Raw genomic sequence first — 22186 nt, forward strand, 5'->3', positions numbered from 1 at the left:
TCACTGACCGAGCCCGTCAAGCGCCAGGTTGAGCGCGAGGACGTTCACCCGGGGAGCCCCGAAGAGCCCGAGGAGCGGCCGCTCGACGTGCGCCTCGACGAGCGCGCGCACCCGGTCCGGCGGAAGGCCGCGCGCGCGCGCGATGCGCCGCACTTGATAGAGCGCCGCGGCGGGCGACACGTGCGGGTCGAGCCCGCTGCCGGAGGCGGTCACGAGATCCACCGGAACGGGCGCGACGTTCCCGGGGTCGGCCGTCCGGAGCGCCTCGACGCGGCGGCGAACGGCCGCGACGAGCGCGGGGCTCGTCGGGCCCAGGTTCGATCCCGCGGACGCGAGGCCGTCGTAGGGCACGCGGGTCGTCGCGGAGGGCCGGCTCCAGAAGTACCGCGGCGAGGTGAAGGGCTGCCCGACGAGCGCCGAGCCGGCGGGGCGAGCGCCGGCGCTCACGACGCTGCCGGTCGCCTGCGCGGGGAACAGCACGCGCGACAGGCCGGTCACCACGGCCGGGTAGACGCCGCCGAGGAGGAGGGTGAAGGCGGCGAGCAGCACGGAGACGGCGCGGATCACGGGCACCTCTAGGCCAGGTGGAGCGCAGCGAGCGCGAGGTCGATGAGCTTGATGCCCGCGAAGGGCAGGACGAGCCCCCCCAGCCCGTAGAGCAGCAGGTGCCGCGCGAGGATCGCGCTCGCCGGCGCGGGACGGTAGGCGATGCCGCGGAGCGCGAGCGGGATGAGCGCGACGATCACGAGCGCGTTGAAGATGACGGCCGACAGGATCGCGCTCGCGGGCGAGTGGAGCCGCATGACGTCGAGCGCGCGGAGGGGCGGGTAGGTCGTGGCGAACGCCGCGGGGATGATGGCGAAGTACTTGGCCACGTCGTTCGCGATGCTGAAGGTCGTGAGCGCCCCGCGCGTCATGAGGAGCTGCTTTCCGATCTCGACGATCTGGATGAGCTTCGTCGGGTTCGAGTCGAGGTCGACCATGTTGCCGGCCTCCTTCGCCGCCTGCGTGCCCGTGTGCATGGCGACGGCGACGTCGGCCTGGGCGAGGGCAGGCGCGTCGTTCGTGCCGTCGCCGGTCATGGCCACGAGGTGGCCCTTCGCCTGCCAGCCGCGGATGTGCGCGAGCTTCATCTCCGGCGTGGCCTCGGCCAGGAAGTCGTCGACGCCTGCCTCCGCGGCGATGGAGGCCGCGGTGAGGGCGTTGTCGCCGGTGATCATGACGGTGCGGATCCCCATTCGCCGCAGCTCGGCGAACTTCTCCGCGATGCCGCCCTTCACGACGTCCTTCAGCTCGATCACGCCGAGCGCCCTGCTCCCGTCGGCGACCACGAGCGGCGTCGCCCCGCGGCGCGCGACGTCCTCGGCGATCGTGCGCACGGTGTCCGGGAGGCGTCCACCCTCCGCCTCGACGAACCGGGCGACGGCGTCCAGCGCCCCCTTCCGCACGCGGCGGGCGCCGACGTCGACGCCGCTCATCCGCGTCTGGGCGGCGAAGGGGACGAACAGCGCGCCGGGCTCGAGCGTCCGCCCGCGGAGCCCGTGCCGCTCCTTCGCGAGCACCACGATGCTGCGCCCCTCCGGCGTCTCGTCCGCGAGGGACGCGAGCTGCGCCGCGTCGGCGAGCGCTCGCTCCGCGACGCCGTCGCCCGGCAGGAACGCAGTGGCCTGGCGGTTCCCGAGGGTGATCGTCCCCGTCTTGTCGAGGAGGAGCACGTCCACGTCGCCGGCGGCCTCGACGGCGCGGCCGGAGGTGGCGATCACGTTCGCGCGGATCATCCGGTCCATCCCGGCGATCCCGATCGCGGAGAGGAGCCCGCCGATGGTCGTTGGGATGAGGCACACGAGGAGCGCGACGAGCACCGTCAGCCCCACCGGCGCCCCGGCGCCGGCCGTCCGGACCGCGTGGACCGAGAACGGCAGGAGCGTGGCGGTCGCGAGGAGGAAGACCAGCGTGAGCGCGGCGAGCAGGATGTCGAGCGCGATCTCGTTGGGGGTCTTCTGGCGCTTCGCGCCCTCCACGAGCCCGATCATCCGGTCGAGGAACGACCCGCCAGGCTCGGCGGTGATGCGGACCACGAGCCAGTCGGAGAGGAGGCGCGTCCCGCCCGTGACCGCGCTCCGATCTCCGCCGCTCTCGCGGATGACGGGGGCGCTCTCGCCGGTGATGGCGCTCTCGTCCACCGACGCGATCCCCTCGATCACCTCGCCGTCGCCGGGCACGATCTGGCCAGCCTCCACCCAGACGACGTCCCCCGGGCGGAGGCGAGCGGCGGGGACGTCCTCGCGCGGCGAGGCGCGGGACGGGGTCGCGAGCCGCGTCGCCACCACCTCGCGGCGGGCGCGGCGCAGCGTGTCGGCCTGCGCCTTCCCGCGCCCCTCGGCGATCGCCTCGGCGAAGTTCGAGAACAGCACGGTGAACCAGAGCCAGGCGGCGACGGCGAGGATGAACCCGGCGGGCGCGTCGCCCCGCCCGGTCACGAGCGCGTGGAGGAAGAGCGCGGTCGTGAAGGCGCTGCCGACCTCCACCGTGAACATCACGGGGTTGCGGACCAGGGTTCGCGGGTCGAGCTTCCGCAGCGCGTCGAGCAGAGCGGCCCCGACGACCGTTCGTGGAAGCAGCGTCCGGCTTCGGGCAGGCGGATGGGCGGCGACGTCCATGGATCACCAGGAGTGGAGCTGCAGGTGCTCCACGATCGGCCCGAGCGCGAGCGCAGGCAGGAACGTGAGGGCGCCCACGAGGAGGACGGTCCCCACGAGCAGCCCGGCGAAGAGCGGGCCATGGGTCGGGAGCGTCCCTGCGCTCGGCGGAACGGTGCGCTTCTGCGCGAGCGCTCCCGCCATGGCGAGGACGGGGACGAGCACCCCGTAACGACCGACGAGCATCGCGACGTCCGTCGCGCGCGTCCAGAACGGTCCGTCCGCGGTCAAGCCGCCGAACGCGGAGCCGTTGTTGTTCGCCGCCGAGGAGAAGGCGTAGAGGAGCTCGCTGAACCCGTGGGCCCCGGGGTTCGCCGCCGCGGCCGCCGCGGAGGGGACGAGGCACGCGAGCGCCGTACCGCCGAGGACGACCGCCGACGGCAGGAGGATGGCGACGCTCGCCAGCTTGATCTCCCGAGCCTCGATCTTCTTGCCGAGGTACTCGGGGGTGCGGCCGACCATCAGGCCGGAGACGAACACCGCCACGACGACGAACAGGAGCATCCCGTACAGCCCGGAGCCGACGCCGCCGAACACGACCTCGCCGAGCTGCATGAGCCACATGGGCCAGAGGCCGCCGAGCGGCGTGAGGCTGTCGTGCTGCGCGTCGACGGAGCCGTTCGACGCGGCCGTCGTCGCCGCCGCCCAGATCCCGGCGTCCACCGGTCCGAGGCGCGCCTCCTTGCCCTCCATGTTTCCGCCCGCCTGGAGCGGCCCGGGCTGCTCGTCCACGCCGACCGCCGTGATCGCCGGGTTACCGGCCTGCTCGGCGGCGACGGTCGCCATGGTGAGCGGAACGAGGATGACGAGCATGGCCGAGTACAGCGTCCACGCGTGCCGCCGATCCCCCACCCACCCGCCGAAGGTGAAGCACAGCGCCGCCGGCACGAGGAGGATGGCGAGCGCCTCCGCGAGGTTCGTGAGCGGCGTCGGGTTCTCGAAGGGATGCGTCGAGTTCGCGGCGTAGTAGCCGCCTCCGTTGGTGCCGAGCTGCTTGATCGCGACCTGCGAGGCCACGGGGCCCATCGGGATGGCCTGCTCGACGACCGGCCGACCGCTCGCGTCGGGCACCGGGTCGCGGAGCGGCCATCGCCCCACGCCACCGAAGGACTGGACCACCCCCTGCCCGGCGAGCAGCAGGGCGAGGCCGAGCGACAGGGGGAGCAGGACGTGCAGCGTGCTCCGCGTCAGGTCGACCCAGAAGCTGCCGAGCCCCTGCGTCGAGCGGCGCACGAGCCCGCGCGTGAGCGCGGCGAGCACCGCGATCCCCGTCGCCGCCGAGAGGAAGTTCTGGACCGCGAGCCCTGCCATCTGGACGAGCGGGCTCAGCGTCGCCTCGCCGCCGTAGCTCTGCCAGTTGGTGTTGGTGACGAAGCTCACGGCGGTGTTCACGGCGACGTCGCGCGGGACCGCGGCGAGCCGCCCCGGGTCGAGCGGCAGCGCCGGCTGGAGCCGCTGCAGCGCGTAGAGCAGCAGGAGCCCGGCACCGTTGAAGGCGAGCACGGCCGCCGCGTAACGGCGCCAGCTCATCTCCTCCGCGGGATCGACGCCGGCGAGCCGGTAGACCGCGCGCTCCACGGGGCCCAGCAGACGTCCCACGAGCGGGGCCTCGCCGCGCATCGCGCGGCCGATCCAGCCGCCGAGCGGGACGGCCAGCACCGTGAGCGTGCCGAAGAACACCGCGATCTCGGCGTACGCCGCCCCGGTCACGAGAGCCTCTCCGGGAAGAGCAGCGCGAACACGAGGTACACGGTCAGGCCGAGCGCGAGCGCGCCGGCGATCGAGGTGAGGATCGTCACGCGGTCCTCCGGGCGCGGGCGAACGCCCGGACCTCGAGCCAGAGCTCCCGGCCCGTGACGAGCACGCACGCCGTCGCGAAGCCGAGCGTCGAGCCGCCCCAGCGGCCAAGGTGAGCGATCTCCCCGATCACGGGGACGAGGTTCACCGCGAGGAGCATGGCCAGGAGCACCAGATCTCCGCGGGCGGGCACGGACGCGGCCGCGGTGCCCTCTCGCGAGGTGACGACGAGTCGAAGTCGGCCGGGTCGTGACGGCATAATCTCTCCTCACCCTGGAGCGTACGGGCGGGGAGGTCAGCGCCGGGTCAAGCTTCGTCGCCGCGCCGTCAGCGTCCCGTCAACGAACACGGCGGCCGGCGGAGGTCGCGCTCGCCCGGCACCGGGCACCTTGACGCCGCCTTGATACGGGCATGCGCAGTCTTGATGCCGGGCCGAGGTCCCGGCCGCGAAGCTCTCCGTGCACATGGCAAACCCCCCGCTAGAGCCCCTCCAAGGACGCAAAGGGAACGGCGCACCGGCGCCGGCCGAGACGGCACCTTCCCAGGCGGAGAGCCCGGCGACCCTCGGCGCCCGCCTTCGACGCGTGCTGTTCGGAGCGCCGAGGGACGTCCAGGACCCGCGCACGCATCACGGCATCTCGCTCGTCGCGCTCCTCGCGTGGGTGGGCCTCGGGGCCGACGGGCTCTCGTCGTCCGCCTACGGTCCCGACGAGGCATTCCGGGCGCTCGGCCACCACACGTCGCTCGCGGTCGCGCTCGCGCTCGCCACCGGCCTCACGGTCCTCATCATCTCGGTCGCCTACGGGCAGATCATCAAGCGCTTCCCCTTCGGCGGCGGCGGGTACGTGGTCGCGACCGAGCTGCTCGGGGCGCGGGTGGGGGTCGTGTCCGGGGCGGCGCTGCTCGTGGACTACGTGCTCACGATCTCCGTGTCGATCGCCTCGAGCGGGGACGCGATCTGGAGCTTCCTCTCCGGCGGCTCCAGCCCGTGGAAGCTGCCCGCCGAGATCGCCGCCATCGCGCTGCTCGTCGTCCTCAACCTCCGCGGCGTGAAGGAGTCCGTCTCCTTCCTCGCGCCGATCTTCGGCCTGTTCCTCGTCACCCACGTGATCCTGATCGCCGGCGGCGTCGGCTCGCACGTCACCGAGGTGCCCCGCGTCGCGGGGGAGGTCACGCATGGCCTGCGCGCCGGCGTCGCCGAGCTCGGCGCGGTGGGCCTCTTCGCGGTCTTCCTCCGCGCCTACTCGATGGGCGCCGGGACGTACACCGGCATCGAGGCCGTCTCGAACGGCATCCAGATCATGCGCGAGCCGAAGGTCGCGACGGCCCGCCGGACCATGACCTACATGGCGGTCTCGCTCGCGGTGACGGCCGCCGGGATCCTCGTCTGCTACCTGCTCTTCCGCGCGGCGCCGGAGCCGGGCAAGACCATGAACGCCGTGCTGCTCGAGCGGTTCGCCGGCGGCTTCCGGCCCGGCGGTCTCGCCGTGGGCCACGGGTTCGTGGTCGTCACGCTGCTCGCCGAGGCCGCGCTCCTCGTGGTGGCCGCGCAGGCCGGCTTCATCGACGGTCCGCGCGTGATGGCGAACATGGCCACCGACTCATGGCTGCCGCACCGGTTCGCCCAGCTCTCCGACCGGCTCACCACGCAGAACGGCGTGCTGCTCATGGGCGCGGCGTCGCTCGCGACGCTCTACTACACGCGGGGAGACATCACCCGGCTCGTCACGATGTACGCGATCAACGTGTTCGTGACGTTCTCGATCTCCCAGTTCGCCATGCTGCGCTACTGGCGTCGCACCCGGACGGCCGGCCGCCGGCGCGGGCTCGCCATCCACGGGGTCGCCTTCGCGCTCTGCGCGTCGATCCTCGCGGGCACGATCTACGAGAAGGGCGAGCAGGGCGGCTGGATCACCATCGCCGTGACGGGGCTCGTCGTCGGGCTCTGCTTCGTGATCCGGCGGCACTACCGGGCCGTGCAGGACAGCCTGAAGCGGCTCGACGCGATCCTCGAGGTCCTGCCGCCGGCGCCGGGTGGTCCCCGGCCGGCCATGGACCCGCGCGCGCCCACCGCGGTGCTCCTCGTCGGGGGCTACAGCGGCCTCGGCGTGCACGCGCTCCTCACCGTGCAGCGCACGTTCCCCAACTTCTTCAAGAACTTCGTCTTCATCTCGGTCGGGGTGGTGGACTCCGCCGCGATGAAGGGGATCGAGGAGGTCGATCGCGTGCGGGCGCGCACCCAGGCGAGCCTCGAGCAGTACGTGGAGCTCGCGCACCGGCTGAAGCTCGCCGCGGACTGGCGCATGGACCTCGGGACCGAGGCGGTGGACGTGGGGGAGCGGCTCTGCGCGTCCATCGCCCAGGAGTTCCCGCGCGCGGTGTTCTTCGCCGGCAAGCTCGTCTTCCAGAAGGAGCGCTGGTTCCAGCGGCTGCTCCACAACGAGACCGCCTACGCGCTCCAGCGCCGGCTCCAGTTCCGCGGGCTCTCCGCGATGGTGATGCCGGTGCGGGTGCTCGCCGACGGGGGGTGAGCCGGCGCGGCGCTCCATCCCCGAGCCGCCGCGCCCCGACCGCCCCCCGGGAGCTCGACCGCGACGAGACCGCAGCCCAAGTCGCGGGTCGCGTCAGGTGGTCGCCGGGATGCCGCCGGGCGGCACCCGGTGGGCCGGCGAGCGGCCCCAGGCGCGCAGGCGCAGGCCCAGCGCGAGGAGCAGCGCCCCGAACAGCACGGCGTACGCGCCCACCCAGAGCGCGAGCGCGAGCGCGCCGGCCGCAGGGGCGGCGAGGAGCAGGACGCCGAAGGCCACGGACAGCGCGCCGGAGAGGCCGAGCAGCCACTCTCCGCGGATGCGCTTGCGCAGGCGCACGGCCGCGACGATCTGGGCGAGCCCCGTCACCACGGCCCAGCTCGCCACGACGAAGACGAGCGCGAGGGCGCCGATGCCGGGCCAGCCGAGCGCGACGGCGCCGGCGAGGATGCTCAGGATCCCCTCGAAGGCGAGCGATCCCCAGCGCGGCTCGCCGCTCGGGCGCCGGAAGGCGAGCGCGAGGAGGATCGCCCCGTTCACGATCGCGTACACGCCGAAGAGCACCACGAGGGCGAAGAGGCTCGCCTGCGGAGCGACGAACGTCAGGACGCCGAACACGATCGCCGCCACGCCGCGGAGCGCGAGGGCCCACCACCGATCCGCCAGCAAGAGGTACGTCATGGCCGCTCTCCTCTCGACGAGGCGAGGCGGCCGGGGCACGCGGCCTCGGCGACCGCCGCGCGAGCGTCGTGTGGTTCCGTTGCGAGGGGATTTTGGGGACGGGCGCGGGGCCCCGCAAGGCAGCGAACGCCCTGGCGCGCGCACGCGCCGCGGCCCGTCCGCGCGCTCGGGCGCGGTCCGAAGCGGTACGGGACGGAGCGGAGAGGATCTACGAGCTCACGACGGCGACGCGACGGATGGTCTCGACGAGGCGCTCGATCGCGAACGGCTTCTCGAGCACGTGCTGCACGTCGATCCCGAGCGGCGCCTGGCCGGTCATCACCACGACCGGGATCTCCGCGAGCCGGGGGTTCCGCTTCTGCAGGTCGCGGAACTGCCAGCCGCTCATGGTGGGCATGCCGAGGTCGAGCACGATCGCCACGGGGCTGAGCCCGGTGTCGAGCTGCGCGAGCGCCTCCGCGCCGTCGCGCGCGAGATCGACCGAGAACCCCTCGTTCGAGAGTCGGTGCGCGAGGGCATCCCGGAGATCCTGATCGTCGTCCACCACGAGCACGCGCTGCCGCATGCCGCCCGTTTGCCACGCTCCGGCCGCGCGGGCAAATTCAGGCAGGCGGGCGGTCGCGCGCCGCGCGCGGCGCGGAGCGAGACGCCATCTCGCGGTGCTCGAGGGCGCGAGGCGGCGGAGCTGCGCCCCTGCGTGTTCCGGCGCTTCGCACCCAGCTCCGCGCCACGTCGACCCGGCAATCGACGCGACCGCGTCTCGCCCGCGCGCACGCATCCCCTCGTGGAGATGCGGCGATACGTCAGGTCGGATCGGGTCAGCGCGCCGCGCGCTGCTGCGCCTGGATGGCGGTGAGGGTGATCGTGAAGACGATGTCCTCGACGAGGCAGCCGCGGCTGAGGTCGTTCACGGGCTTCGCGAGCCCCTGCAGCATCGGGCCGATGCTCACCACGTTGGCGCTGCGCTGGACGGCCTTGTAGGTGACGTTGCCGGTGTTGAGGTCGGGGAACACGAACACGGTGGCCTGGCCCGCCACCTCCGACTTCGGCGCCTTCTGGCGCCCGACGGCGGGCACGATGGCGGCGTCGTACTGGAGGGGCCCGTCGATCGGCAGGTCCGGCCGCTGGGCGCGCGCGAGGTCGGTCGCGCGCTTCACCTTCTCGACGTCGGCGCCCGCGCCGCTCGTCCCGGTCGAGTAGGAGAGCATCGCCACGCGCGGCTCGATCCCGAACGCGCGCGCGGAGTCGGCGCTCTGGATGGCGATGTCGGCGAGCTGCTCGGCGGTGGGGTTCGGGTTCACCGCGCAGTCGCCGAACACGAGCACCTGCTCGGGCAGGCACATGAAGAAGACGCTGGAGACGAGCTCGCAGCCGGGCACCGTCCGGATGATCTGCAGCGCCGGGCGGATGGTGTGCGCGGTGGTGTGGAGGGCGCCCGACACGAGGCCGTCCGCCTCGTCGAGCGCCATCATCATCGTCCCCACCATGATGCTGTCGCCGAGCTCGCCGGCGGCGACCTCGGGCGTCATGCCCTTGCTCCGGCGGCGCTCGACGAGCGGCTCCACGTAGCGCGGCGCGATCTTCACCGGGTCGACGATCTCGAGCGACGCCGGCAGCGTCACGCCGTGCTTCCGGGCGACGTCCCGGACCTCGTCGGGCGCCCCGAGGAGCACGCAGCGCGCGATCCCGCGCTCCTGCACGATCGAGGCGGCCGCGATGGTGCGCGGCTCGGTCCCCTCGGGGAGCACGATGCGCTTGTTCGCCGCGCGCGCCGCCTCGACGAGGCGGTGGCGGAACGCGGGGGGCGAGAGCCGCCGCTTGCGCTGCGCGCGGACGACCCCCGAGAGCCACTCGCCGTCGATGCGGTCGGCGACCGCGTTCATGACCCGCTCCACCCGCTCCACGTCGTCCGGAGGGATCTGCAGGTTCATCGCCGCGACGGCGCTCGCCGCCGCGTAGCTGCCGTCCTCCACCGCGAGCACGGGGAGGCCCGTCGCGAGCGCCGGCTCGCACATGGCGAAGACGTGCTCCTCCGGCACGACGCCGCCGGTGAGGAGGAGCCCCGCGAGCGGCATGCCGTTCAGCACCGCCAGGGAGGCGGCGACGACGATGTCGCTCCGGTCACCGGGGGTGATGATGAGCGTCCCGGGGCGGAACACCTTGATGGAGCCGGGCACGCTCATCGCGCACAGCGCCACGCTGCTGATCCGCCGGTGCTCGTGATCGCCCGCGCGCAGCACCCTGGCGCCGAGGGCTCCGGCGAGATCCTTCACGCGGGGCGCGGCGAGGTCGCCGCGGGAGGGGACGATCCCGATGGGCCGGAGCTTCTCGCCGCGGAGCGCGGCCGCGTAGGCGTCGAGCTCGGCGGCCGGCACGTCCTCCGCCTCGGCGGCGGCGTCCACCCAGTGCGTGCGCCCCTCCGCCGTGGGGGAGGCGCCCGCCGCTCCGGCGCCCGTGACGCGGTTCAGGACGCAGCCGACGGCGCCCCCGTCCACGTCGGCGCCGAGGCCGCGGGCCGCGATCGCCACCGCGTTCGCGAGCTCGGCGGGCGTCTCGCCGCGCGGCGAGCCCACCACGACGAGCTCCGCGTCGAGCGCCTTCAGCATGAGCGCGTTGACGCGCGTCGAGTAGACCATGCCCGGCTCGGGCGCCATCCCCTCGACGACGAGCACGTCCGCGCCCTCGGCGGCGCGGGCGCAGAGCGCCACCACGCGCTCCATGAGCGTCTGGTCGTCGCCGGTCGCGAGCAGCTCCTCCGCCTCCGCGCGGGCGATGGGCTCCGGCGGATCGAGCTGGGCGCCGAGCCGCACGAGGGCCGCCGCGCGGTTCTCGCCGCGCGGGGCGATCGGCTTCGCGAACGCGACGCGGACGCCGAGGCGGTCGAGCGCGCGGACGAGGCCGATGCAGACGGTGGTGACGCCGACCTGGCGGCCGGCGGGGGCGACGAGGAGGGTGCGGGGCATTCGGACCTTCGGGAGGCAGCGGGGGCTAGGCGGCGCAGCGCCGGGCGGCGACGATCTGGGCGGTGTCCATGGCGATCATGAGCTCCTCGTTCGTGGGCACCACGATGACCCGCGGCCCGCCCGGCCGCGTGATGACGCCCCGGCTGCCCTTGCCGGCGACCGCGTTCAGCTCCGGATCGAGCGTGAAGCCGAGGAAGCCGAGGAGCTCGACGACCTTCGCGCGCACGAGGGTCGCGTTCTCGCCGATGCCGCCCGTGAAGACGAAGGCGTCGAGCCGCCCGAGCGAGACCACCATCCCGGCGGCGGCCTTGGCCACCGAGTAGCAGAACTTCTCGATGGCCAGCGCGGCGCGCTCGTGCCCGCTCGCCGCCGCGTCCTGCAGCGTGCGCATGTCGTTCGACAGGCCGGAGATGCCGAGGAGGCCGGAGCGCTTGTTGAGCTGGTCCATCACGTGGCTGGCGTCGCGGTGCAGGGCCTTCTTCATGTGCGCGATGATCGACGGGTCGATGGACCCGGAGCGCGTGCCCATCACCACGCCGTCGAGCGGCGTGAGGCCCATGGTCGTGTCGACGCTCTGGCCGTTGCGGACCGCCGCCAGCGAGCAGCCGTTCCCGAGGTGGGCGGTCACGATGCAGTGGTCGTGCGGCGGCAGCTCGAGGAGCTGCGCCGCCTGCTCCGAGACGTAGCGGTGGCTCGTGCCGTGGAACCCGTAGCGCCGGACCTCGTGATGCTCGAACCACTCGTACGGCACCGCGTACAGGTAGGCGCGCGGCGGCATCGTCTGGTGGAAGGCGGTGTCGAACACCGCCACCTGCGGCAGCTCGGGGAAGAGCTCCTGGGAGATCTCGATGCCGCGCAGGTTGGGCGGGTTGTGCAGGGGGCCGAGCGGGATGCACTCGCGGATCTTCGCGACCACCTCCTCGGTGATCGGCATCGAGCCGGAGAAGCGCGCGCCGCCGTGCACGACGCGGTGGCCCACGCCGGCCAGCCCCTCGGCGAGCCCGATGCCCCGGAGCAGCTCGACCACCGCGCGCAGCGCCTGGTCGTGATCGGCGTGGTTCAGGTCGCGGCTGTGGCGGTGGCCGTCGAGCTTCCAGTCGAGCGTGGCGTGCGCCGAGTCGAGGCGCTGGGCGATGCCCGAGATGCGCTCCGCGCCGGACCCGGAGTCGATGACGGCGAACTTCGCCGACGAGCTTCCGCAGTTCAGGACGAGGATGTTCAAGGCAGCCTCCGCGGTACGGGATCCACGAGCCGACACCGGCTCGGCCGCGCCCCGTTCCCGAGGACGCGACAGGATGGACGACGATTGATCCGGGATCCGTAAGCCTCGCGGACGACTCGATGGCTTCGGACCAACACGATTCGCACATCGCGATCGGCGCGCGCAAGAGGTCGCGCCGGGATTTTTCCGCATCCCTCGCGCGGACGACGCATCGCGTCGCTACCGCGATCGGGGCGACTCGAGCGATCGAGGACGAGCGCGAGCCCCCGCGGCGGCGACGCGAGATTGACCGCAATCAAACGGCAATGGCCCGGCGAGGTCCTCGAGCGGCTCGCTTTCCGGGCGCTCGCCTACCAGAGCCAGGTGCCGGGAGAAGGATACGGCTCGCGCCGATCGAGGTACCGGAGGCCTTTCACGCAGCGTACGATGAGCCAGATCGCGACGAAGGCGAGCAGCGCGACCCCGATCACGGCGAGCGAGAGGAGCAGGCCCAGGAACGCGTAGAGGAGGCCGATCCAGAACGTCCGGATCTGCAGCCGGAAGTGCGTCCGCAGCCCCTCGGGCGCATCGCCCTGGTAGACGTACGCGATCACGACGCCGACGAGCGAGGTCACGCCCACGACGAGCGACGCGAGGTACAGGACGTACACGAGCTTCGCCATGGACTCCGCCTTCGCGACCTGCTCGGCGGTCGCGGCGGGGAGGGCGGTGCTCTGGGTGGGCTCCATCGAGGCTCCGGGCTGAAGGCGGTGGACGTGCGCCGGATGTTACCCGGAGCGCGCCGTCCGACGCCGTCCATTCGACGAAGCCCCGGCCCGCTCCGCCGAGGCTGTAGAATCCTCGCCACAGCCATCCTCGAACCTCCACGACAGAGGCACCCTCATGAAGCTCGCCGTCTCCCTGCTGTGCCTGCTCTCGCTCCCCGCGATGCCGCTCGCGGCGCCGCCGGCGGGGGATCCCTTCGCCGGCGTCCGCTTCCTGTTCGGCGACTGGCTCGCGAGCGAGGGCAGCGGCAAGCCCGGCGAGCAGACGGCCGGGAGCTTCTCGTTCTCGCTCGGCCTCGACGGGCACGTCGCCGTCCGCCACGCGCGCGCCAAGTTCGCCCCGAAGCCCGGGCAGAAGCAGGGGGCGAAGCACGAGGATCTGATGGTCCTCTCCCCCGGCGCGGCGGGGCTCCGCGCCACCTACTGGGACGACGAGGGGCACGTGATCGAGTACGGCGTGCGATCCGAGCCGGGCCGCGCCATCTTCGAGTCCGCCGCCCCGGCGGCCCCCGGCCCGCGGTTCAAGCTCGTCTACGAGCAGAAGGCCGGGGACGTCGTGGAGGTCACGTTCTTCGTCGCCCCGCCCGGCGGGGAGTACCAGCGGTACGTGAGCGGCCTGGCGCACCGCAAGTGATGCGCCGGGCACACCTGAATCGCGGGCCCGCCCCGGCGGCGGCCGGAGCCGCGCGGGGCCGATGAACGACGGCTCGCGATGCGCGAGCACCTTCGGCGTCGCGCATCGCGCCGTCGTTCTGCGGATCCGGATCGGTCGTTCAGCTCGCCGTGGCGCGCTGCGCGGGGGCGGGCGCGCCCGCCTGGCGGCGCTCGTCCACCGCCTCGCGCAGGAGCGCGCGGGCCTCGCGCAGCGCCTCGACCGTCTGGTCCCAGCCGAGGCAGGGGTCCGTCACCGAGCACCCGTACCTGAGCTGCGAGAGCTCCGCCGACATCGGCTGGCTCCCCGTCTCGAGGAAGCTCTCCATCATGACGCCCACGATGGAGCGGTTCCCCTGGCGGATCTGGCTCGCCACGTCGCGCATCACGAGCGGCTGGAGCTCCGGCTTCTTCCAGGAGTTCGCGTGCGAGCAGTCGATGACGATCGTCTGCGGGAGCCCGGCCTTCGCGAGCGCCTGCTCGGCGATGGCGACCGAGACGCTGTCGAAGTTCGGCCGGCCGCCGCCGCCGCGCAGGACGAGGTGGCCGTACCGGTTGCCGCGGGTGCGGATGACCGACGAGCGCCCCTGGTCGTTGATGCCCAGGAAAGCGTGCGGCCGCGCGGCGGAGAGGATCGCGTTCACCGCGCCGTCGACCTCGCCGTCGGTGCCGTTCTTGAAGCCGATGGGGGTCGAGAGCCCGGAGGCGAGGTTCCGGTGCGTCTGCGATTCGGAGGTCCGCGCCCCGATCGCCGTCCAGGTGATGAGGTCGCCGCGGTAGTGGGGCGCGATGGGATCGAGCGCCTCGGTCCCGGTGGGGAGCCCGAGCTCGGCCACCTCCAGGAGGAAGCGGCGGGCCAGCTCCATGCCCTCCTTCACCTGGAAGGAGTCGTTCATCCGCGGATCGTTCGTGAGCCCCTCCCATCCGACGGAGGTGCGGGGCTTCTCGAAGTACACGCGCATGACGAGGTACAGCGTGTCGGAGACCTCGTCCGCGAGCTCGCGCAGGCGCCGCGCGTAGTCGAGCCCGGCGTCGGTGTCGTGGATCGAGCACGGGCCCACGACGACCGCGAGCCGCGGGTCGCGGCGGTCGAGGATCGCCTCCATCGTCCGGCGCCCCTCGGCCACCGTCCGCGCGGCGCGCTCCGAGGCCGGGATCCGCAGCTTCACCTCCTCGGGCGGCAGCATCGCGTCGAACGCGGCGACGTTCAGGTTCTCCAGGGCGGGAGGACCGCGGTGCCCCGCCGACGTGAGCTCCACGCGGACGAAGCCGGCGATCATGTCGCGGTAGAGCGTCTCGACGAGCTCGGGCTCGATGCCTTCCTCGCCGGCGAGCGCCCGCACGTTCCGCACGACCTGCTCCTCGCGGGCGGGGTCCTTCACGCCGTCTGCGGCGCTCTTGAAGCGGGCCGCCTGGAGCGCGTAGCCGCGGCGCTCGGCGAGCAGGGCGACGATGCGGCGGTCCACGTCGTCGATGGACGCGCGCACGTCGCGCAGCGTCATGCAGTCCGGCAGCGAGATTCCACGTTTCTTTTCGTCGTTCACGGCTGAGCCCTCGGGCGAAGGTGGCGGCCGTCCGGAGCGGCGGACGGAGTGAGGCGGGAGCAGGAGCGAAGCGTCCCCCCCGTCCAGGCCCGAGCGATCTCGATGGTGCGGGGTGGTCCTTCGCTACGCGTAGGAGCCCACCCAGCGCCCAGGCCGGGGCGGGGGGCTGCTAAATCGATACGCGCTCACGAACCGAAGGATCACGGAGCCACCATATCCGGCCCAGTCGCGTTTCACAACCACCGAGCGGTGGGGCCTCGGCGAGCGGTGGGAGGTCGGGGAGGGATCCCGGGCCGTTGCGGGCTCAGGCTGGGGGCTTCTCCGGCGCCTCGCGCCGCACGATCCAGAGCGCCGCCGGCAGCGCGGTGAAGTCGGCGAGCATGGCGAGGAGGAACGCGCCCGCGGTGACCATCCCGAACTGGCGGAGGGGCGGGAACCGCGAGAGGGCGAGCGCGAGGAAGCCCGCGGCGTCGATGAGGGTCGCGAACACGATGGCCCGGCCGGCCACGCGGAGCGTGTGGCGGAGCGCGCCGTCGAGGCCCCCGGCCCCCTCGCCCTCGTGCAGGTGGTGGAAGAAGTGGATCTGGTCGTTCTCGGTGGTCCCGAGCACGGTGGTGGCGCCGCGGATCGGCGCCCCGGTGTGGGGCGCGCCCGCGGGGCGCCGGGCGGGGGACGTGACGAGGATCGCGAACACCGATGGGATCATGGCCATGAGCCGCGCCGACGCCGACCGGAACACCGCGAGGAAGGCCGCGAAGATGAGCGCGGCGGTGATGGCGAAGCTCTCGCCGAGCGTCGGCACGAGGCTCGCCCCGACCTTCCCGGCGAGGATCGACTCCCCGACGACCCGGAGCTCGGCGCCGCGCAGCGCGGGCGCCTCCGCGACGGTCCGTTCCCACGCATCGCGCGCCGCGGCGGTGAGCGCCGCCACGCCGGGCCCGTCGCCGCGCTCGAACACGACGGTGAGCTGCGCGCTGGCGAGCGTCCCGACGTCGACGAAGCCGCGGAGCTCGGGCCCGGCGAGGAGGAGCTGCTCGAGGTCCGCGACCGCCGCGGCGAACGCGGCCGGGTCCTCCGGGAGCGACTCGCCCTGGCCGGCGGCGTAGCGACGCATCCGCAGGATCGAGGTCGGTCCGACGACCGAGGTGACGCCGGGGATCGCCTCCACGCGCCGGGTGAACCGATCGAGCGGCCGGAGCACCTCGGGATCGGTGACGGCGCCGGGCGGCGTCCGCACCCACAGGCGCGCGACGTTCAGCCCTCCGACGTTCCGGCGGAAGAACACCAGGTCCCGGTGCACGGGCGAGGCGGGGTCCACGTACTCGAGCACGTCGAGCCCGACGCCCATGGGCGCGAGCCGCCCGGGCACGCCGAGGAGCGCCACCAGCCCGGCGGCGGCGAGGCCCAGCGCCCCGGCGACGAGCGGCCAGCGCCAGCGCCAGGTGAACCGCGGCAGCGCCGCCGCGAGCCGGTCGTACAGGTGGGCGCGGATCTCCACGGTCCGCCGCGTGGGCGTGCGGAGCGCGCGCTGGAGGGCGGGGAAGAGCGTGAAGACCACGACCCAGGCGATCGCGAGCCCGGTGGCGGTCCAGATCCCCATCTCGCGCACCGGGCGGATGCGGGAGACGGCGAGCGCCGCGAAGCCGAGCACGGCGGCGGCGCTGGACGCGGTCACCGGCAGGAGCTTGTTCGCGAGCGCGGCGAGCTGGTGACGGGCGGGGTCCACGCCCTCGGGGGCGTCCACGAACCGCGAGTGCAGGTACACGAGCGAGGCGAGCGTCGTCACGAGGACCGTGAGCGGCACGAGGGTCGAGACGATCGTGAAGGGGAACCCGAGGAGCCGCCCCGCGGCGGTGGCGAGGGCCACCGCCGCGCCCAGCGTCAGCAGGAGCGCCACGAGCGCGCGCACCGAGCGGTAGAGGAACAGCGCGACCGCGACCACGAGGAGCCCGAACACCGGGAAGTTGCGCCGCGACGCCTCGCGCGACTCGCGCTCGATCCAGGCGTCGACGTAGGGCCCGCCCACGCGGCGCACGCCCGTGAGGGCGTCGCCGCGCGACCGCTCCACCGCCGCGTCGATCCGGGCGAGCGCGGCGTCGCGCGCGGCGGACGTCGCCGCGTCGAACGTCACCGCGACCCCCAGGAAGCGGTCGCCGACGAGCCCCTGCCGTGCGAAGAAGCCGGTCCCGCTCGCGAACCGGCGGAGCGCCTCGGCCGCGGCGGGGTCGGCGGTCGGCGACGTTCCGGGGCGCGCCCGCGCGTACGCGTCGAGGATCGAGACGGGCGTCGTGCCCGGCAGCGCCCGCAGGGCGTCCTCCACGGCGGCGACCTGCGCGAGCGCGCGCGGGCGAAAGGGCTCGTCCGCCTCGAGGAGCAGCATGACGGTCGGGCGCTCGGGGAAGATGCGCTGGAACTCGCGGGTCGCGACGAAGTCCGGGTCCGAGGGGACCACGAGCCGGTCGATGGCCCCCTCCGACGGGATCCCCGCGGCGAGCCACGCGGCCACCGGCACCGCGAGCGCGTAGAGCACGAGGATGGGGACGCGGAGCGCCACGATCGCGCCGAAGACGCGCTCGATCCGCGAGCGGGGCATCCGCGGGAGAGTAGCACCGCGCCCGCCCGCGCCGCGGGTCCCGTCGCGGTGGGGGCGCGCGGCTGCGGCGAGGGGCCGCGCGCGGGCAGACACCTCGAGTGTCGCGACCCCGGTGGGCTCACCTCGCTCATGACGTTCCGGGACGCCCGACGCGCGCATACCGTGCGGGGATGCGCGGCGTCTCGCTCCCGCTCGTCCTCGTGCTCGGCCTCGCGCTCGCCGCCTGCGCGCCGGCGCTCCGGAAGCCTGCGGTCCTCCCGCCGGCCACTCGCGGGGCAGGGGCGGCGGCCGCGGCGAGGCTCCTCGCCGACGCGGACGCGGCCTTCGGGCGGAGGCCCGATCCGGCCGCGGTGCGCCGCGCGGAGGCGCTGTACCGCGAGGCGGCGCAGGCGGACCCCGGCGCCGTGGAGGGACCCTACGGCGCGGCGCGCGCCGTGATCTGGCTCGCCGAGCACGAGCGCTCCGCGGCAGAGCGCGCGCGGCTCGCGACCTCCGCCGTCGACCTCGGCCAGCTCTGCGAGGCGCGCGCGCCGGAGGAGGCGCGCTGCGCGTACGCCCTCGCGCTCGGGCTCGGCATCCAGGCGCGCGAGCGGAGGAGCACGGCCGCGGAGGGGCTGAAGCTCATGGTGGAGCGGCTCCGCCGCGCCGCCGCGCGGGACCCCGCGCTCGACGAGGCGGGGCCCGAGCGCGTGCTGGCGCTCCTCCTGCTGCGCGCGCCGGGGTGGCCGCTCGGGCCCGGGGATCCCGAGGCGGGGCTCGCGGAGGCGAAGAAGGCCGCCTCGCGCGCCCCGGAGTTCCCGCCGAACCTGCTCGCGCTCGCGGAGGCGCTCGCCGCGAACGGCGATCCCGCAGCGGGCCGCGCCGCCGCCGGGCGGGCGCTCGCGCTCGCGGAGCGGCGCGCGGCGGCGGGAGAGCCGGACGCGCCGGAGTGGGTGGTGGAGGCGCGGCGGCTGCTCGCCGCGCCGGCGCAGGCGCCCGACGCGCGGGAGCCCCGCAGCGAATCGAGCTCCGCCGGACGAAATATCGGCTGAGCCCGCGCGTACCGGGAGAAAGCGATGCTCACCTTCCTCGTCTGGCTCGCGCTGCTCCTCGTGTGCTGGCCGCTCGCGCTCGCGGCGCTGATCCTCTATCCGCTCGTCTGGATCCTGCTGCTCCCGTTCCGGATCCTCGGCGTCGCGGTGAACGGCGTGCTCGCGCTCCTCGGGGCGATCCTGCTCTTCCCGGCGCGGCTCTTGCGAGGCCCGAGCGCGCTCCGTTCGCGCGGAACGGCGTCATGACCTCGCGAGCGAGGTGATCGCGCTGCGCGGCCGCGACGCCCGCGGTCCACCCGCGGGCGAAGCGAGCGCGCCCAAGAGGCGCGTCCTCCGTCCGATCAGAAGCTCAGGAACAGCATCGCGCTCCCGAGGAGCGCGATGAGCGCGGCGCCGACCAGCGCGTAGTCGGTCCCGTGCTCGCGCCAGGCGTTCCGCACGACGGATGCGAAGGGCATGGTGACCTCCGTTCTTCCTGCGGCGGCCGGGGACTTCGCCGTCGGTGCGAGTGGGCGCCTGCTGCGCAATCCTGTCCATGCCTCGAATGCGTGTGACATTGATCGCTATCAATTGAGACCTGCGCTCAAACGCGCACCCCGAGCCCTGGAGAGCGCAGTGAATTCGGCCGGATGCCTCTTCCGCGAATACCGGAAAAGCCTCGAACCGCCTGTGGATAGCTAATTCGGGGCACATTGCGGAGGGGTGCGGTGTTGTGGTTGCTTTGCGTCGTGACGCAAAAATGGGCTGCGACATTTTCGTCGTTGCGCAAGATCTTCGCGATCGAGCGCCTCGGGCCGCCCTCCCCGGCGCTCGCGGCGGGCAGGGGGCGCGGCCTCTTGCGCACGCTCCTCTCGCCGGAGCCGCTCCCCAAGGATCCGGAGGTGCCGCGGCCCGCGAGGCGCGGCTGGCTCCGGCTCCTCTTCGCGGTGGAGCCGCTCTCTCGCGCCCCCGCCGCGCCGCCGCGCGCGCGCCGCGCCCGCTGGATGCGCTGGCTCTTCGGCCTCGAGCCGCTCGACCCGCCGTAGGAGGAGGCGCCCATGGAATCCGCCCGACACGTCTTCCGCGTCCTGTTCCTGCTCCTCGTGGTCGTCGTGATCTTCTCGGTCGGCCGGACCTTCCTCGTGCCGAAGTCGTACGGGGCCTACGGCCCGTACCGCTTCGACAACGTCGCGGAGCAGGCCGCCGTCCGCCCGCCGCAGCACGGCGGCTCGGCGTCGTGCGGCGCGTGCCACGCGGAGCGGCTGAAGGCGGTCACCGCCGGCGCGCACCGCAAGGTCGGCTGCGAGGTGTGCCACGCGCCGCTCGCGAGGCACGTCCGGGACGGCGCCAGGAGCGCGCCGATGCCGGTGGACCGGTCGTTCACGCTCTGTGCGCGGTGCCATCGCCGCATCGAGGGGCGCCCCGCCGCGTTCCCCCAGATCGTCCTCGCCCAGCACCAGGGCGGCGTCGAGGGGACCGCCTGCATCGACTGCCACGAGCCGCACTCCCCGAAGCTCTGACAGGAGGCCACGATGGACGAGACCGAGAGCGACGCCCGCGCACCCGCCCCGCCGCCGGCGCCGGAGCCCGTCGGCCGCCGGGAGTTCCTCGCGAACGCGCTCCGCCTCGGCGGCGGGGTGCTCGTGTTCCTCTCCGGCGCCCCCGCGCTCGGAGAGGACCACGTGGCGGAGGGCTACGACTGGACGCAGCACCGCTACGCCTACCTCATCGACACCGAGAAGTGCATCGGCTGCGGCTCCTGCGTCCGCGCGTGCAAGGCCGAGAACGGCGTCCCCGACGGCTTCTTCCGGACGTGGGTGGAGCGCTACGTCGTCTCGCCGGAGGCCTCGCACGTGGACTCGCCGAAGGGCGGGCTCGACGGGTTCCCCCCGATCCAGACGCCGTTCACGCCGACCAAGTCCTTCTTCGTCCCGAAGATGTGCAACCACTGCAAGGAGACGCCCTGCGTCCAGGTCTGCCCGGTCGGCGCCTCGTACCGCACGCAGGACGGCCTCGTGCTGGTGGACGCCGAGCGCTGCATCGGCTGCGGCTACTGCGTCCAGGCGTGCCCCTACGGCAGCCGGTTCCTGTCGCCGACGACGCACACCGCCGAGAAGTGCACCTGGTGCTACCACCGCGTCACGAAGGGCCTGAAGCCCGCCTGCGTCGAGGTCTGCCCGACCGCCACGCGCCAGTTCGGGGACATGCGCCGCGAGGACGATCCCGTCCGGCTCGCCATCGCGCACGGGCGCGTGAGCGTGCTGCAGCCGCACCTGCTCACGGAGCCGCAGTGCTTCTACCTCGGCCTCGACAAGGAGGTGCGGTGATGCCGGAGATCAGCGGCTACGCGTTTCCGAACGACGTGCACGTCCACTGGAGCCTGATGATCGTGATGTACCCGTACATCACGGGCTTCGTGGCGGGAGCGTTCATCGTCACCGCGCTCTACCACCTCTTCGGAAAGAAGGAGTTCGAGCCGGTGGCGCGGCTCGCGCTCGCGACCTCCTTCTGCTTCATGGCCATCGCGACGTTCCCCCTGAACCTCCACCTCGGTCACGCCGAGCGCGCCTTCAACGTCGTCGTGACGCCGCACTTCTCCTCGGCGATGGCGGGCTTCGGCCTGCTCTACTCCGGGTACTTCGTCATCCTGCTGCTCGAGGTCTGGTTCGTGTACCGGCGCGAGATCATCGAGACCGCGCGCCGGAGCCGCGGCGTGAAGCGCGCGTTCTACGCCGCCCTCGCGCTCGGCACCTACGACACCTCGCCCGAGGCGCTCGAGGTCGATCATCGCGCGGTGAAGCTCCTCTCCGCGTTCGGCCTGCCCGCGGCGTGCATGCTGCACGGCTACGTCGGCTTCATCTTCGGCGGGATCAAGGCGAACCCCTGGTGGTCGACGCCGCTCATGCCGGTCATCTTCCTGCTCTCGGCGGCGGTGTCCGGCATCGCGCTGCTCGTGCTCCTCTACCAGGTGACCGCGAAGCTCGGGCGGCGCCCGATCGAGCGGGAGACGGTGCAGGCGATGGCGCGCTGGCTCTGGTTCTTCCTCATCCTCACCGTCACCCTCGAGCTGCTCGAGATCGTGCTGCTCGCGTACGAGAACTCCGACGCCTGGCACATCATCTCCCAGCTCCTCACCACGCGGCTCGAGTTCTCCTTCATCTCCGTGCAGATGATCGGCGGGAGCCTCGTCCCGTTCATCCTCCTCGCGATCGTGGTGACGATGAACGCCTACCTGCACGACCGGGTGCGGAACACGCTCGCCTCGGTCGCCTCGCTGCTCCTCCTCGTGCAGGTGTTCTCGATGCGCTGGAACGTCGTCATCGGCGGGCAGCTGCTCTCGAAGTCGTTCCGCGGCCTGCGCTCCGGGTACCAGCCGTCGCTCTTCGGCCGGGAGGGGGTCATCGTCGCGATCGCGCTGTTCGTCCTGCCGTTCGTGCTCCTGTGGGTGTTCGATCGCGTGCTGCCCATCGAGCGCGCGGCCCCGCCGGCGGAGCCGAGCCGCGAGCCCGCGGCGGAGCCCGCGCGCCGCACGGCGTGACGCGCGCGAGGGCCGCCGGGGCGGGTCCGGCGTCCTCGCTCTACCGGGGAGGCGCCCGTGACGGATCGGCTGGCGGAGCTCGAGGCGAGGCACGCGGAGACGGAGGAGCGGCTCCGGCGCCTGGAGCAGCGCCTGGCGGCCCTCGAGGGCGCTCCGGGCCGGGCGCGCGCCGCGGGCCGCGCGGGGACCCCCCGGT

General features: G+C 73.5%; 20 protein-coding genes and 1 pseudogene. 8 read left to right on the forward strand and 13 right to left on the reverse strand.

Annotated features, from left to right (window positions below; all coding sequences use genetic code 11):
- From kdpC to MNZ29_RS08675, 5 genes are read right to left on the reverse strand one after another with little or no spacing between them, the layout of a single operon-like run.
- Positions 1 to 567, reverse strand: coding sequence for a potassium-transporting ATPase subunit KdpC (gene kdpC, locus MNZ29_RS08655; RefSeq protein ID WP_242336393.1), 567 nt, complete (start codon positions 565 to 567; stop codon positions 1 to 3).
- 8 nt (positions 568 to 575) lie between these two features.
- Positions 576 to 2660: a potassium-transporting ATPase subunit KdpB gene (gene kdpB, locus MNZ29_RS08660; protein ID WP_242336396.1), complete on the reverse strand. Its 2085-nt coding sequence runs from the start codon at positions 2658 to 2660 to the stop codon at positions 576 to 578.
- A gap of 3 nt (positions 2661 to 2663) precedes the next feature.
- A complete protein-coding gene (gene kdpA / locus MNZ29_RS08665; RefSeq protein WP_242336399.1) occupies positions 2664 to 4409 on the reverse strand; it encodes a potassium-transporting ATPase subunit KdpA in 1746 nt (581 codons plus the stop codon).
- On the reverse strand, positions 4406 to 4498 hold the full coding sequence (gene kdpF, locus MNZ29_RS08670) for a K(+)-transporting ATPase subunit F (protein ID WP_242336402.1): 93 nt from the start codon (positions 4496 to 4498) through the stop codon (positions 4406 to 4408). Before kdpF ends, kdpA begins: the two co-directional genes overlap by 4 nt.
- Entirely contained in the window at positions 4495 to 4668 is a 174-nt protein-coding gene (locus MNZ29_RS08675; protein ID WP_242336405.1) for a hypothetical protein, read from the reverse strand. The genes kdpF and MNZ29_RS08675 overlap by 4 nt, the downstream gene beginning before the upstream one ends.
- A gap of 412 nt (positions 4669 to 5080) precedes the next feature.
- On the opposite strand from MNZ29_RS08675, the gene MNZ29_RS08680 reads away from it, so the two are divergent.
- On the forward strand, positions 5081 to 7027 hold the full coding sequence (locus MNZ29_RS08680) for an APC family permease (protein WP_242336408.1): 1947 nt from the start codon (positions 5081 to 5083) through the stop codon (positions 7025 to 7027).
- Between the two features lie 93 nt (positions 7028 to 7120).
- Here the strand turns inward: MNZ29_RS08680 and MNZ29_RS08685 are convergent, their stop codons facing one another.
- The 5 genes from MNZ29_RS08685 to MNZ29_RS08705 form a co-directional block, all read right to left on the reverse strand.
- Positions 7121 to 7705: an HdeD family acid-resistance protein gene (locus tag MNZ29_RS08685; protein ID WP_242354906.1), complete on the reverse strand. Its 585-nt coding sequence runs from the start codon at positions 7703 to 7705 to the stop codon at positions 7121 to 7123.
- 208 nt (positions 7706 to 7913) lie between these two features.
- On the reverse strand, positions 7914 to 8270 hold the full coding sequence (locus MNZ29_RS08690; RefSeq protein ID WP_242336414.1) for a response regulator: 357 nt from the start codon (positions 8268 to 8270) through the stop codon (positions 7914 to 7916).
- A gap of 253 nt (positions 8271 to 8523) precedes the next feature.
- Positions 8524 to 10668 (reverse strand): phosphate acetyltransferase, encoded by a 2145-nt coding sequence (gene pta / locus MNZ29_RS08695; RefSeq protein ID WP_242336417.1) that lies wholly within the window; start codon positions 10666 to 10668, stop codon positions 8524 to 8526.
- 25 nt (positions 10669 to 10693) lie between these two features.
- Positions 10694 to 11890 carry an acetate/propionate family kinase gene (locus MNZ29_RS08700; RefSeq protein WP_242354908.1) on the reverse strand — a complete coding sequence of 399 codons (1197 nt, stop codon included), beginning with the start codon at positions 11888 to 11890 and terminating at the stop codon, positions 10694 to 10696.
- 350 nt (positions 11891 to 12240) lie between these two features.
- Complete coding sequence (locus tag MNZ29_RS08705; protein ID WP_242336423.1) at positions 12241 to 12618, reverse strand: hypothetical protein; 378 nt, start codon at positions 12616 to 12618, stop codon at positions 12241 to 12243.
- A gap of 154 nt (positions 12619 to 12772) precedes the next feature.
- On the opposite strand from MNZ29_RS08705, the gene MNZ29_RS08710 reads away from it, so the two are divergent.
- Positions 12773 to 13288, forward strand: a complete 516-nt coding sequence (locus MNZ29_RS08710; protein ID WP_242336426.1) for a hypothetical protein — start codon at positions 12773 to 12775, stop codon at positions 13286 to 13288.
- 139 nt (positions 13289 to 13427) lie between these two features.
- On the opposite strand, the gene MNZ29_RS08715 is transcribed toward MNZ29_RS08710, so the two are convergent.
- From MNZ29_RS08715 to MNZ29_RS08725, 3 genes and pseudogenes are all read right to left on the reverse strand, one after another.
- The gene (locus MNZ29_RS08715; RefSeq protein ID WP_255840765.1) at positions 13428 to 14585 is read right to left on the reverse strand and encodes a 3-deoxy-7-phosphoheptulonate synthase; all 1158 of its coding nucleotides are present in this window, start codon (positions 14583 to 14585) and stop codon (positions 13428 to 13430) included.
- A pseudogene (locus tag MNZ29_RS25130) lies at positions 14571 to 14807 on the reverse strand (chorismate mutase); the annotation flags it as partial. The gene MNZ29_RS08715 and the pseudogene MNZ29_RS25130, both read right to left, overlap by 15 nt.
- 346 nt (positions 14808 to 15153) lie before the next feature.
- Positions 15154 to 17442: an RND family transporter gene (locus MNZ29_RS08725; protein ID WP_242354910.1), complete on the reverse strand. Its 2289-nt coding sequence runs from the start codon at positions 17440 to 17442 to the stop codon at positions 15154 to 15156.
- Between the two features lie 170 nt (positions 17443 to 17612).
- Here MNZ29_RS08725 and MNZ29_RS08730 point away from each other — a divergent pair, with 170 nt between their 5' ends.
- From MNZ29_RS08730 to nrfD, 6 genes are all read left to right on the forward strand, one after another.
- Entirely contained in the window at positions 17613 to 18473 is an 861-nt protein-coding gene (locus MNZ29_RS08730) for a hypothetical protein (RefSeq protein WP_242354912.1), read from the forward strand.
- A gap of 24 nt (positions 18474 to 18497) precedes the next feature.
- On the forward strand, positions 18498 to 18719 hold the full coding sequence (locus MNZ29_RS08735; RefSeq protein ID WP_242336435.1) for a hypothetical protein: 222 nt from the start codon (positions 18498 to 18500) through the stop codon (positions 18717 to 18719).
- Positions 18720 to 19234: 515 nt separating this feature from the next.
- Entirely contained in the window at positions 19235 to 19498 is a 264-nt protein-coding gene (locus MNZ29_RS08740) for a hypothetical protein (RefSeq protein ID WP_242336438.1), read from the forward strand.
- A 12-nt stretch (positions 19499 to 19510) separates the two neighbouring features.
- Positions 19511 to 19972: a cytochrome c3 family protein gene (locus MNZ29_RS08745; RefSeq protein ID WP_242336441.1), complete on the forward strand. Its 462-nt coding sequence runs from the start codon at positions 19511 to 19513 to the stop codon at positions 19970 to 19972.
- A gap of 12 nt (positions 19973 to 19984) precedes the next feature.
- Entirely contained in the window at positions 19985 to 20779 is a 795-nt protein-coding gene (locus tag MNZ29_RS08750; RefSeq protein ID WP_242336444.1) for a 4Fe-4S dicluster domain-containing protein, read from the forward strand.
- Entirely contained in the window at positions 20779 to 21990 is a 1212-nt protein-coding gene (gene nrfD, locus MNZ29_RS08755; RefSeq protein ID WP_242354914.1) for an NrfD/PsrC family molybdoenzyme membrane anchor subunit, read from the forward strand. The genes MNZ29_RS08750 and nrfD overlap by 1 nt, the downstream gene beginning before the upstream one ends.
- Positions 21991 to 22186 lie beyond the last annotated feature (196 nt).

Origin of the sequence: Anaeromyxobacter sp. SG64 (assembly GCF_022690745.1) — a bacterium.
Classification (GTDB): domain Bacteria; phylum Myxococcota; class Myxococcia; order Myxococcales; family Anaeromyxobacteraceae; genus Anaeromyxobacter; species Anaeromyxobacter soli.